The sequence below is a fragment of the Flavobacterium rarum (SeqCode) genome (assembly GCF_965234445.1).
GTDB lineage: Bacteria > Bacteroidota > Bacteroidia > Flavobacteriales > Flavobacteriaceae > Flavobacterium > Flavobacterium rarum.
On record NZ_OZ248504.1, the window covers coordinates 147,520 to 160,236 of the forward strand.

At 34.7% G+C, this 12,717-nt stretch carries 13 protein-coding genes; 7 read left to right on the forward strand and 6 right to left on the reverse strand.

The genetic code is table 11. The features are described from left to right. Positions 1-4: 4 nt before the first annotated feature. The 4 genes from AC8GF4_RS15685 to AC8GF4_RS15700 are packed head-to-tail and all read left to right on the forward strand — an operon-like array spanning position 5 to position 3,183. Positions 5-1,000: a DUF8457 domain-containing protein gene (locus AC8GF4_RS15685; RefSeq protein WP_506595928.1), complete on the forward strand. Its 996-nt coding sequence runs from the start codon at positions 5-7 to the stop codon at positions 998-1,000. 53 nt (positions 1,001-1,053) lie between these two features. After that, positions 1,054-1,767 (forward strand): 16S rRNA (cytidine(1402)-2'-O)-methyltransferase, encoded by a 714-nt coding sequence (gene rsmI, locus AC8GF4_RS15690; RefSeq protein ID WP_506595930.1) that lies wholly within the window; start codon positions 1,054-1,056, stop codon positions 1,765-1,767. Between the two features lie 3 nt (positions 1,768-1,770). Further along, entirely contained in the window at positions 1,771-2,823 is a 1,053-nt protein-coding gene (locus tag AC8GF4_RS15695) for a flavin monoamine oxidase family protein (RefSeq protein ID WP_506595932.1), read from the forward strand. 15 nt (positions 2,824-2,838) lie between these two features. Next, entirely contained in the window at positions 2,839-3,183 is a 345-nt protein-coding gene (locus AC8GF4_RS15700; RefSeq protein WP_506595933.1) for a HopJ type III effector protein, read from the forward strand. A gap of 65 nt (positions 3,184-3,248) precedes the next feature. Here the strand turns inward: AC8GF4_RS15700 and AC8GF4_RS15705 are convergent, their stop codons facing one another. After that, the gene (locus tag AC8GF4_RS15705) at positions 3,249-4,541 is read right to left on the reverse strand and encodes a type II toxin-antitoxin system HipA family toxin (RefSeq protein ID WP_506595935.1); all 1,293 of its coding nucleotides are present in this window, start codon (positions 4,539-4,541) and stop codon (positions 3,249-3,251) included. Between the two features lie 2 nt (positions 4,542-4,543). Further along, entirely contained in the window at positions 4,544-4,891 is a 348-nt protein-coding gene (locus tag AC8GF4_RS15710; protein WP_506595937.1) for a helix-turn-helix domain-containing protein, read from the reverse strand. Positions 4,892-5,093: 202 nt separating this feature from the next. Here AC8GF4_RS15710 and recJ point away from each other — a divergent pair, with 202 nt between their 5' ends. Beyond that, positions 5,094-6,782 (forward strand): single-stranded-DNA-specific exonuclease RecJ, encoded by a 1,689-nt coding sequence (recJ, locus tag AC8GF4_RS15715; protein ID WP_506595939.1) that lies wholly within the window; start codon positions 5,094-5,096, stop codon positions 6,780-6,782. Between the two features lie 6 nt (positions 6,783-6,788). Next, entirely contained in the window at positions 6,789-8,057 is a 1,269-nt protein-coding gene (locus tag AC8GF4_RS15720; RefSeq protein ID WP_506595940.1) for an MFS transporter, read from the forward strand. Between the two features lie 31 nt (positions 8,058-8,088). Here AC8GF4_RS15720 and AC8GF4_RS15725 read toward each other — a convergent pair whose 3' ends face one another. From AC8GF4_RS15725 to AC8GF4_RS15735, 3 genes are read right to left on the reverse strand one after another with little or no spacing between them, the layout of a single operon-like run. Beyond that, positions 8,089-8,769, reverse strand: a complete 681-nt coding sequence (locus AC8GF4_RS15725) for a GNAT family N-acetyltransferase (RefSeq protein ID WP_506595942.1) — start codon at positions 8,767-8,769, stop codon at positions 8,089-8,091. A 44-nt stretch (positions 8,770-8,813) separates the two neighbouring features. Then, positions 8,814-9,569, reverse strand: coding sequence for a UDP-2,3-diacylglucosamine diphosphatase (locus tag AC8GF4_RS15730; RefSeq protein ID WP_506595944.1), 756 nt, complete (start codon positions 9,567-9,569; stop codon positions 8,814-8,816). A gap of 14 nt (positions 9,570-9,583) precedes the next feature. Continuing rightward, positions 9,584-10,036 (reverse strand): 6-pyruvoyl trahydropterin synthase family protein, encoded by a 453-nt coding sequence (locus AC8GF4_RS15735; RefSeq protein ID WP_506595945.1) that lies wholly within the window; start codon positions 10,034-10,036, stop codon positions 9,584-9,586. A 239-nt stretch (positions 10,037-10,275) separates the two neighbouring features. On the opposite strand from AC8GF4_RS15735, the gene AC8GF4_RS15740 reads away from it, so the two are divergent. Continuing rightward, a complete protein-coding gene (locus AC8GF4_RS15740) occupies positions 10,276-11,949 on the forward strand; it encodes an Ig-like domain-containing domain (RefSeq protein ID WP_506595946.1) in 1,674 nt (557 codons plus the stop codon). Here the strand turns inward: AC8GF4_RS15740 and AC8GF4_RS15745 are convergent. Beyond that, positions 11,941-12,705 carry an amidohydrolase gene (locus AC8GF4_RS15745; protein WP_506595948.1) on the reverse strand — a complete coding sequence of 255 codons (765 nt, stop codon included), beginning with the start codon at positions 12,703-12,705 and terminating at the stop codon, positions 11,941-11,943. The two genes, AC8GF4_RS15740 and AC8GF4_RS15745, sit on opposite strands and share 9 nt — an antisense overlap. Between the last annotated feature and the right edge of the window lie 12 nt (positions 12,706-12,717).

Sequence of the window (12,717 nt, forward strand, 5' to 3'; positions counted from 1 at the left end):
AGTTATGAAAAAAAAATTGGAAGCCGATTTAATCAGCATTGCACATAGAATATTACAGCTAAAAAACAAATCTGATATCAATCAACTATTTTTAGAAACGCAGAAATTATATGAAAAACTAGCTGTTTTACGATTTGTCGAAGAACATTTTGGAGACCCTAAACCAACTATTGGGCAAGCAGAAGTGGTAGAGAAAATGAAGGAGTTTTTTGAAACTATCAAAGTCCCTGAATTGCAAATAAAAACTAAAAATACTGAAGTAGCTTTAGATCTTGTTCCTGATGCTATTAAAGAAACTAGCATTGAAAACGAATCAATTAGCTACAAAGAGATTGAACCAGTAAATACAACAATTGAAGAGATTGAAGCTGAAAAAGAGTCAGAAATCAATAAGAATGAAACATCTGAACCAATTGAAGATGATTTAATTAAAGCTGTCGAGACGGTTGAATTGAAAAATATTATTGAAATTGAAGAAGAAGCAAAGGAAGAGATCAAAACTGATCCAATTTTTGAAGAAATTGAAGCAGTAAAACAAGAAGTAACACCTAAGAAATCGGAAGCAGTTCAAATTTCTTTTGAAGATCTTTTGGGAGGCAATTATACCGAACCTCATTTTGTAAAGGCAACTCCTTTAGCGAAAAATTCAGAAATCAATACAATCGAATCTACTTTGCCTTTTGATTTTCAAAAAGAAACTGCTTTAAACACTCAACAATTAGAGAAAGAAGAACCCAAAACCATCACTCTAAATGACAAACTAACCAAAGGAATTACCATTGGTTTGAACGACCGAATAGCTTTTGTAAAACATCTTTTTGGCGGAAATAATGAAGATTATAATCGTGTATTGAACCAATTAATTACTTATGATAATTTTCAAGACACCAAAAGTTTCATTGACGAAATGGTAAAGCCGGATTATAATAATTGGGATGGAAAAGAAGATTATGAACATCGTTTTATGGAAATCATTGAGAAAAAATTTCTGTCTTTTTAAGAAATACATCCATTATTGATTTATATTATTATCTCTTTCTTTAAGCAACAAAAATGTCAAAATTATATATCGTCCCTACACCTATTGGCAACCTCGAAGACATGACTTTTCGTGCCATTCGGATTTTAAAAGAAGTAGATTTAATACTAGCTGAAGACACTAGAACAAGTGGAAAATTGCTCAAGCATTTTGAGATTGGCACGCATATGTATAGCCATCACATGCACAACGAGCACAAAACAATCGAAAATTTAGTTTCTAGAATGAAAGCTGGAGAAACAATCGCCTTAATCTCAGATGCAGGAACACCAGCCATTTCAGATCCAGGTTTTTTACTGACTCGCGCTTGTATCGAAAATGGAATAACCGTAGAGTGTTTACCAGGCGCAACGGCTTTTGTCCCTGCTCTTGTCAATAGCGGATTGCCCAATGACAAGTTTATTTTTGAAGGTTTCCTACCCGAAAAAAAAGGAAGACAAACCCGTTATCTCGAACTTGCAGAAGAAACTCGCACTATGATCTTGTATGTTTCCCCACATAAGTTAGTCAAAACTTTAGCCGAATTTATTACCTATTTTGGAGAAGAACGTACTATTTGTGTGTGTAGAGAATTGTCAAAACTACACGAAGAAAACGTAAGAGGGACTACTCGTGAAGTCCTTACTCACTTTGAAAAAATTGCGCCTCGTGGTGAAATTGTAGTCGTAGTAGCTGGAAAACCAATTGTAAAAGAAGCCAAGAAAAGTAAATTTTCGAAAGACGAATAAATCATGCCTCAACCTAAAATTTATATTCTTGGTGCTGGACTAACTGGTCTGACCATTGCTTATTTACTTCAAAAAAAAGGAATTCAATGTCAATTATTAGAAGCAAATTCAAGAATTGGTGGGCGAATTGAGACTATTTCAGGAGAATCTGGTGTAACTATAGAAATGGGAGCTACGTGGTTCAGTCAACAACATCCTTCCCTTTTGGCTTTATTAGACGAACTCCAGTTATCTTATTTTAAACAACATACTAGTGGCATTTCACTATTTGAAACAATGTCTTTTGTGCCTCCTCAAAAATTTGAAATTCCAGAGGCAGAAGCGGCTTCCTTTCGATTAGAAGGTGGGACTGCGAAACTAATAAACACTTTGATTGCTAAAATTGGTTTGGATAATCTAAAAAACAACTCAAAAGTGATTGCTTTAAAATTGGAAAATAACCAAATCGAAATTACAACTGAAAAAGGCGAAACCTATTTGGCCGATAAAGTGATATCTACTTTACCCCCTCATTTGCTAGTAAAAACTATAGTATTTGAACCCTATTTACCTGATTCCTTATTGCAATTGGCCAAGAAAACACACACTTGGATGGGAGAATCCATTAAATTTGCAGTAGAATACCCAACTGCCTTTTGGAAAGAAAATAATTTTTCGGGTACCTTATACAGCCAAGCCAGTATCATTCAAGAAATGTACGATCACAGTAGTGCAGATCATACCAAATTTGCCTTAAAAGGTTTTTTGAATGGAGGAACAAATACCCTTACACTAGAAGAAAGAAAAGATAAAGTAATTCAGCAACTCATTGCCTTTTTTGGTGTGGAAGCGAAAAATTACACTGCCTACTATGAGAAAGTTTGGCGAGAAGACACTCTTACCTTTCTTCCTTATGATCAATTAATAATGGGGCATCAAAACAATGGGCATGCAATGTATAAAAATAAATTCTTTGAAAATAAATTATACATTTCAGGTTCAGAAACAGCCACACAAAATCCAGGCTATATGGATGGAGCAGTAAACGCTGCTCAAACTATCGCCTCTCAATTTTAACATAAATTCGTCAACATGTCTATATCAACATTTTTAGAAAAATTAAAACAAGCACCCGAATCTGTCTCATTTACAGAAACTATTGCAACAATTGAAGAAAACTACACGTTTACACCAACTGCTTTTCAAAATGGCGAACAACACAATGCTGCTGGAGAAAACTCAGGTTCTTGTAAATTATTTGCTTTTGCACTTTTGCAAGAACTATCTGCTACAGAAACATTAGCTTCTTTTGGAGCCTATTATTTTGAAGAAGTTTTAGGAGATCCCAATGGAACCAATCATCAAAATATTCGTAATTTTATAAAAACAGGTTGGGACGGAATTCAATTTGAAGGAGTAGCATTAGTTCAAAAATAAAACATTTTTATTGTAGCATTTATGTTTCATTATTCTTTATTTATAAATATAATGAAACATAAACGCTACATTTTATAATTGATAATTTGTTTGCCAATTTGCTCTACTTGTGTTTGGTCTATTCCTGCCTTAAAAGCATAATCTTTCCAATTCGAAAGCACTTCGTTACACAACTCAATTATTGGTCTTGGTTTTTTAAGGTTTATGTTTTTGGCAACTGCCAATAAATCCTCCAATAAAATATTTTCTCTTTTTCCATTCACACTCATTTGATGTGCTTTTAACCAAAAATTGTCTGGGTTGTAAGCATAAGTCACATCATAGGCTGGAGACAATTGCCAATCCCCATTCGGAAACATCAAAAAAGAAATATTCTTGGTATGGTCGTCTTGATTTCTGGACATTACATTAAAAACCATGCGCCTGTACAATTCTTCCATATCCGAATAAGGCAAACGCATTTGACGCATTACCTGAAAAGCCTGCTCATAAGAATAAGCCCGTGGTTGATTGTAGTCAAAATGAGCAATCCCGCACAGCGTTTGCATGTGAATTTTTTGATTGTTTTGCCTATCAAACCGCTTGGTCATAAAATGCGAACGACCGTTCTCTGACATTAATTTACTTTCAGACATAACGATTCCAGCATCAATAGCCATCAAATAATAAGCATATTCAATATTTCCGTACCCTTTGGGATCTCCCAATTGATGATTGGTAACACCATCAAACTTAATCAGCCAATAATCAAAACCATCCAGTCCATCAACTTGTCCCGAACGTACTTCACCCGAAGTTTTATTGTACGCAATAATGGCTTTGGCTCTTGCCCCTCCCGCAGAACTACCCACTTGCAAAATATCCGAAAACCCTTTTTCGGAATCCATATTGGAATGAAAATCACTACGTGCATCCAAAACTTCCTTGGCAAATTTTACCAATTCCTGAATTTCAATAGGATTCGATTTTTCAACGGCAGCGTTGCTAGCAGGTTCAAACTCCAAAGCACCCATTCCTCGTTTTCCGATATAACAGAGTCGGTCCACAGGAGTAAAATCACTACTGCTTTTACCTTGTTGTACCAGCCAGGCATCAATGATTTGATTACCAAATTTATCCGGCAAACTATCCGCCAATAATCCCGGCAGTCCTTTAAAAGTATCAGGGTTTAATAACGGAAACGAAAAAACTTTTCTACCTCTTTGAGCATCCGCAATAGGCATCATTATAGGAGATAGATCAAGCCCTAATTTAAAAAATTGTTTGTCGTATTCAAAAACACCATAATTCTTTTGTTGATCCCAAAGAACAACCCCAACTTTATGATTCCAAATTTTCACATCGGCAATTGCAATCATAATTAATATGGGTTAGGATCCGAATTTCTAGAAGTAGGCGAAGCTTTTTTACGAAGCTTTCTCTGAGCTTCCATAACCATTATCGGGCTTACTTCGGGTTCTTCATTCAAGTAATTTAATAATTCTAATTTTTCTAAAGCACGCAGCAACTGAATCAAAGTCATTAAATTGATAGCTTTCCCTGTTTCCATCCTGCTTATGGTAATTCTATTGACACCCGATTTCTCTGAAAGTTCCTCCTGCGAAATGTTTTTGTTCAAACGCATTTGTTTTATACTTTTGCAAAGGGTCTCCACAATAGCATTATCTGTTAATGCATACCAGTTTTTGTAGTAGCTTTTTTGTTCCATTATATTTTAAAATTTACTATAACTACGCTTATATGTATCAAATTTACAAATTTTATTTTGTTTTAAATCATCTTTACAAACAAATTAAAAACCTTTTTTAATGCTGTTTTTAATTTAAAAATTTTAAATTCGTATTCCAAAGATTATCGCTTGTACAAGACTTTAATTGCTATTCTTAATCTATAAAAACCACTCAACAAAAATGCGTTGGACATTAAAGCCAAAACCTAATGAAGAAAAAATAAAGCATTTAGCTCAAGCTTTGAATGTAGAAGAATTTGTTGCTACATTATTAATACAAAGAGGCATAGAAACATTTGAGCAAGCCAGACACTTTTTTAGACCCAGCTTAGATGATTTACACAATCCTTTCTTGATGAAAGATATGGACAAAGCCGTCGAACGCATTGAAAAAGCGATAGTAAATCAAGAAAACATACTCGTTTTTGGCGATTATGATGTCGATGGAACCACCGCAGTATCTCTAGTTTCTTCCTACTTAAGAACGTTTTACCCAAACGTTGCTACCTATATTCCAGATCGGTATGCTGAGGGATATGGTATCTCGTATAAAGGAATTGACTTTGCCGATGATAACGGTTTTTCACTCATAATTGCTTTGGATTGTGGTATAAAATCAATCGACCATGTCGCTTACGCAAAAGAACGAAACATTGATTTCATCATTTGTGATCACCACAGACCAGGCCCATCTTTACCAGAAGCAGTTGCTGTCTTGGATCCAAAAAGAGAAGATTGTCATTATCCTTATGATGAATTATGCGGTTGTGGTGTAGGATTTAAACTCATCCAAGCCTTAGGAACAAACCGCGACCAAACAATAGAAGACCTTGTATTATACCTTGACTTAGTAGCAACAGCCATTGCCGCAGATATTGTCCCAATGACAGGTGAAAATCGTGTTTTGGCCTACTTTGGTTTGCAAGTAATAAATGCTGAACCGAGACCTGGAATCAAAGCATTAGTACATCAAGTAAAAAAGAAAACACTAGACATCACAGACGTTGTTTTTATAATTGCGCCTCGAATCAATGCTGCGGGACGAATAAAACATGGTAATCATGCTGTTGAACTATTGACTGAATTTAATTTTGAACAAGCACAGCAATTTGCTTCCGAAATTGAACAATACAATTCGGATCGAAAAGATTTAGACAAACAAATTACCAAAGAAGCACTTTTGCAAATCATCGAAAACCAAGAAGAAAAAAACTATACTTCAGTAGTTTTTCAAGAAGATTGGCACAAAGGAGTTATCGGAATAGTGGCTTCTCGATTGATAGAAACCTATTACCGCCCGACACTCGTTTTTACAAAAAGTGGTGACAAATACGCCGCTTCGGCACGTTCTGTAAAAGGATTTGATGTGTATAATGCTCTAGAAGCTTGCTCGGAACATTTGGAGCAATTTGGAGGACATATGTATGCTGCAGGAATGACTTTAAAGGAAGAAAACTACCAAATTTTTAAAAATGCATTTGAGAAAATAGTACACGAAACCATTCAGCCTGATCAATTAACTCCAGAAATTACCATTGACGCCGAAATCAATTTTGAAAATATTACGCCTAAGTTAATTCGTATATTAAAACAGTTCGAGCCTTTTGGGCCATTAAACATGACCCCAATTTTCCTTTCCAAAAAAGTTAAAGATACTGGTTATGCTAAAACTTTAGGTTCTGAGGAGGAGCATTTAAAATTATTCGTTAAGCAAAACAATTCCGAAGGCCTTACAGCTATAGGATTTGGACTAGGAAATAAAAAGAAAACAACAGACCATCAAAAAGAATTTGAAGCCGTATATTGCATCGATGAAAATGAGTGGAATGACAAAGTGAGCATTCAATTACGACTAAAAGACATTCAATAATTTAAAATGAAAAAAAACGACCCTTACGCAGCCCTCAGATTCAAGGAATTCAACACCTTTTTATTAATTCGTTTTGCCATGGTTTTTGCCTGGTCCATGCAGTTCATTATTATTGAATGGGAAGTCTATAGAATCACAAAAAGTGCTTTGTCCTTAGGTATTATTGGTTTAATGGAGATTATTCCAGCCATTGCAGTCTCCTTGTTTGCCGGTCACTTTGTGGATCAAAATGAAAAAAAAGGGCTTTTACTCAAGTGTATTCTGGGTTTTTCGGTTATAAGTTTAGGATTGTTTTTAATTACTTTACCCGAAATCGCAAATGGAATTTCTACAAATACAATCTTATACATTATTTACTTTTTAGTATTCTTAGGCGGAATTGTTCGTTCTTTTATAGGCCCAACCGTTTTTTCCCTATTGGCATTGATTGTTCCCAAAAGCGCCTATTCAAATGCTGCAACTTGGAGCAGTTCAGTTTGGCAAGTTGGTTCAGTCGTAGGACCTGCTGTTGCGGGTTTTTCCATTCATTTAATAGGAGTTCATTGGTCTTTGAGCTTAGTACTAGCGTTTTCTGTGTTTGCTTTATTGCTATTAACCCAAATAGAAAAGAAACCTATTTTGAATCCAAAAATTGGCGAACCTGTAATGGAAAGTTTGAAAGAAGGAGTCAAATTTGTATTCAACAATAAAACCATTTTAAGTGCTTTGACACTGGATATGGCGGCCGTTTTATTTGGTGGAGCAGTTGCATTACTACCCATTTTCGCCTTGGACATTCTAAAAGTAGGCCCACAAGGATTTGGTTTCTTGAGAGCTGCTCCAGCTATTGGCGCCATCTTGACTATGTTTTTTACAGCTTATGTACCTGTGAACAAAAATGCGGGAATGAAACTTTTGACAGCCATCTTTTTGTTTGGAGTTTGCATCATTATTTTTGGACTATCCACAACATTTTGGGTTTCGCTTTTGGCATTATTTTTTAGTGGCGTAGTCGATGGGATATCTATGGTGATTCGCCAAACTATTTTACAGCTTAAAACTCCCGATCACATGCGAGGGAGAGTTGCCTCTGTAAATTCAATATTCGTAGGCTCTTCGAATGAATTAGGCGCTTTTGAGAGCGGATTGACCGCGAAATTAATGGGAACAGTAACAGCAGTAGTATTTGGTGGAAGTATGACACTCATCATTGTGCTCTTTACTGGATTTCTTTCGCCAGAATTCAGAAAACTAGATCTAACTAAAGATTTAGAAGATCATGAAAATCAAGCGTAAGGGCGATAATAATTGACTAAATGTCAAAATCCTATTTTTGGGCTATATTCCAAATACTTATTTTTGTTCGGGTTTGAAAACCTAATTTTTCATAGAGCTTTATCGCGCCAATATTTGATTCAGACACGTGTAAAAAGGGAGTTTTATTTTGCTCAAAAATAGTATTAACCGTATGAGTGACTAATTGTTTCGCATATCCTTTCCCCGTATGGTCAGGATGTGTTATCACCGCGCTTACTTCAATGTAATCCTCCATTTGCATGCGTTCTCCGGTAACAGCAACAAGCTGATTGTTTTTGTAAATTCCGTAATAATTTCCTAAAGAAGCAGTTTTCTTTTTAAAATATTCTGGATAAATAATTTTGACCAATCCTAATAAATCCTCAATATGCTCCTCCTGCAATTTTATAATTTGTTCTTCAATTTTTCCTTCAATTTTGTCATGAATAATCATTTGCAAGCAGATTAATTCAGTATTCAATTTTAGATTATTAGGAACAGTTGGTTTTTGTCCAATTATAAAAAAAGTATTGGCAAGTTTAGCATATGCTGAAATAGATTGCTCTATAGTATCAATGGCTATAAAACCACCAAAAGGGCAGTAATCGGGATGATAAAATTTTATAGTTCCAAAATCTATTCCGAAATCTTTATGCGTTTCGGATATTGAATACCAAACGGGATTGTCTAATTTATGATTGCCAGTTGCCATTTTGATTGTAATTATAAGATACCGAAAGCAAGTAGTAGTAAAATTTATCCAAACTTTTTCACCTCAAATGTTTCGCCATCAAAAACGCCATAGGTAAAATAACTAATCCAATCGCCTAGATTAACATATTCTGAATTCTCGCCTACTGACTTGATCATCGGCAGATGACGGTGTCCAAAGACAAAATAATTGTAATGTTTGCTTTCTAGTTTTCGCTTGGCATAGAGTATAAGCCATTCATTTTCTTCTCCCAAAAATTTCACATCCTCATCACCAGAAATTAATTTATTTTTCACCGAAAGGTATTGCGCCAATTTCACTCCAATATCGGGATGTAACCATCTAAAAAGCCATTTGGAAAACGGATTCGTAAACACTTTTTTCATGCGTTTGTATCCCATATCGCCAGGCCCTTTACCATCGCCATGACCTATCAAAAAGGTTTTATTTCCAAAAGTATATTCTTGATTGTCATGATAAACAGGAATATTCAACTCGGTTTCAAAATAATCGGCCATCCATAAATCATGGTTTCCTACAAAGAAATAAATCGGGATTCCGCTGTCGCGAATTTCGGCTAGTTTACCTAAAACACGAACAAATCCTTTGGGAACAACTGTTTTGTATTCGAACCAAAAATCAAATAAATCACCTAAAAGAAAAATGGCTTCGGCATCTACTTTTACTTCATCGAGCCAAGCAACAAACTTTTTTTCTCTTGGAAAACTTAATTCAGGAGTTGGAGCTCCAAAATGTTGATCGGAAGCGAAGTAGATTTTTTTATTGTTTGATAATTGCATGAACTAGGTATAAATTATTGGTTGTCGCTGGCAAACCATTCGGCGAATGACGACTCGGTTTCTTGCAATTTCAATGAAAAAAGTTGAATGCCTTCAGGCAATCTGCTGATGATTCTTTGAGAAAAATCGACTACCATATTTTCACTAGTAGGTTGATAATCTACCAATATTACATGGTGTCCACGGTTTTTCAATTCGTTTGCCAATTCAATATGTGGAGTTGTTTCGTTAAAAACAGTTGCATGATCAAACTGATCAACAATCTCTTCTTTGACGATTTTTTTCAAATCCGAAAAGTCAATAACCATTCCAAACTTTACATTGTTTCGATCTGTAATTGGTGTTCCGATAACAGTAACGGACAATTTATAACTATGCCCGTGAACATTTTTGCATTTTCCGTCATATCCGTATAATGCGTGACCGGTTTCGAAACTAAATTGTTTGGTGATTCTAATATTGCTCATTGTAGATCTATTTTGGGTGCAAATTTAATGAATAAGTATGAGAAAAGCTCTTTTAAAATGGGATTCCCTTGCTAGCAACAACTAGCCCTGATGGAAACGGCATCCTTTTTATGAGGTGATTTTTCTTCACCTTATAAAAAGATATAGTGTACAGCAGGAAATAGCTCCTAATAATTGGCAAAACATTTCGATTAAAGTAAATATAATTGTTATTTTGTAGAATCAAATTTTAGCTCATTATGTTCCAAAACATTTTTAAATATATTCCTTTTTTTCTGTTGCTTTTTTTTATGAGTTGTGCCAAAAGAGGCTCTATAACTGGTGGTTTGAAAGATACCATTGCACCGACATTAAAATCCAGTTACCCAGAAAATTATTCTGTGAAATTTCAGGGCAACAAAATCAAACTTGTTTTTGACGAAAATATAAAACTTAAAGACATAAACAAGCAGTTGATAATTTCGCCACCGATGAAGAATGAACCATTAATCATTCCGACAACTGCAACAAAAAATCTAACGATCACTTTAAAAGATACGTTACTCCCAAACACCACTTATAGTCTGAATTTTGGACAAAGTATTGCCGATAATAACGAAGGAAATCCATACAACCAATTTAAATATGTTTTTTCTACCGGAGATTATATCGATTCTTTGGCACTTGGCGGAAGAGTAAAAGATGCTTATGATAAGGAAGTTGCCTCTTTTGTTTCGATTATGCTGTATGAAGCCAATGAAAAATTCAACGATTCTACAATTTTCAAGGAGAATCCACGATACATTACCAATACATTGGACAGTTTAAAAACGTTTCGATTAGAAAATTTGAAAGCAGGAAAATACTTTTTGATTGCATTGAAAGACAATAATAAAAATAACAAGTTTGATCCAAAATCAGACCGAATTGGATTTAACAAACAAATAGTTTCCATTCCAAATGACACTGTATTTGAACTGGAATTATTCAAAGAAGAATTGCCATTTAAAGCTTTAAAACCAAGTCAAGCTTCAGGTAACAGATTGGTATTAGGATTTGAAGGGAAGGAAAATAGCAAAGGAGAGAAGCCAAAAATCACCTTGAAAAACAAAGATCAAATCATCCCTACCTTTATTACGAAACTAAACAAAAAAGATTCATTGCAAGTTTGGTTTAATCCTTTGAAAGCAGATTCGCTTTCGCTAAATTTTGAAAAAGGCAAGTACAAAAAAGATTTTTCTTTTAAAATTAAAAAACAAAAAATTGACACTGTAAATCTTAAAGCCGTGCAAAGTGGTGTATTGAATTTTAGAGACCGATTTACATTGGAATCCAATACTCCATTGGTGAAATTTGACAAATCAAAAATGAAACTTATTGATAAAGATTCGGTAGCAGTTGACTTTACCACAGCTTATAATGAGTACACTCAAGAATTGTTTGTAGATTTTAAAATAGAAGAAGCACAGAAATACAATTTGAAAATGATGCCTGGCGCTGTTACCGATTTTTTTGAAAAAACCAATGACACTTTATCTTTTAGGACCAGTACAAGAAACCGTTCGGATTATGGGAATCTTATAGTGTCTCTGAAAAATGTAAACCGATTTCCCGTTATCATTCAATTGACCGATGAAAAAGGGACAATTGTTAAAGCTAGTGAATATACCGAGAGCAAAACAGAAATTGAATTCAATCTTCTTGAACCTTTTCTGTACACCCTTCGCGCCATTTATGACGACAACAAAAACAAGGAATGGGACACTGGTAGTTATCTTGAAAAAAAGCAAGCGGAAGAAGTTATCTACTTATCCAAAGAAGTTGATGTGAGGGTCAATTGGGATGTTAATCAAATTTTTGATTTGAGTATTCCGTATACGCCAGAACCAAAAAAGAAAATTGCAAAGCCTAAACCTAAAACCAATTCATTTTAATACAAAAGGATCTTGGTCACTTAAAAAATTAAATTTTTCTCTAGCCAAAAGCTGTTCTGCTTTGTTTAATTCGACTATAAAAACACCATCATTCTCAACAGGTTCTACTATGTAATCTCCCATAAAATTTACAACTTGAGAATGACCGTTGTATTGAAAATTGTTGTCATCTTCTCCAATTCTATTAACCCCTACAGTGTAACACATGTTTTCAATAGCGCGTGCTTTGAGTAACGCATCCCAAGCGTTAATGCGTGTTTTGGGCCAACTGGCGATATAAACGAGTAAGTCATAATGATCTGCGTTTCTAGAAAAAACAGGGAAACGCAAATCATAACAAATCAGTGGACAAATTTTCCATCCTTTGTATTCAATAATTAATTTTTTGGTACCTGCTGTATAAATTTTATCTTCTCCAGCCAATGTAAACAAATGTTTTTTGTCGTAGAACTGAATATCCCCTGTTGGGAAAACGAATAGCAATCGGTTATAGAAATTTTTGTTTTCTTCAATAATTAAACTCCCCATTATTGCGGTATTTTTTGCTTTCGCTAAAGAAATAAGCCAGATTACTGTTTCTCCCTGCATGGTTTCGGCAACAACGTCGGGCTTCATAGTAAAACCAGTAGTAAACATTTCGGGAAGTACTATTAAATCAACTTTTTCTGCAATCGAATTGATTTTTAATTCGAAATCGATTCTGTTTTTCTCTGGGTTTTCCCAATACAATGATGATTGAATGAGTGCGATTTTCATATTGAAAAATTT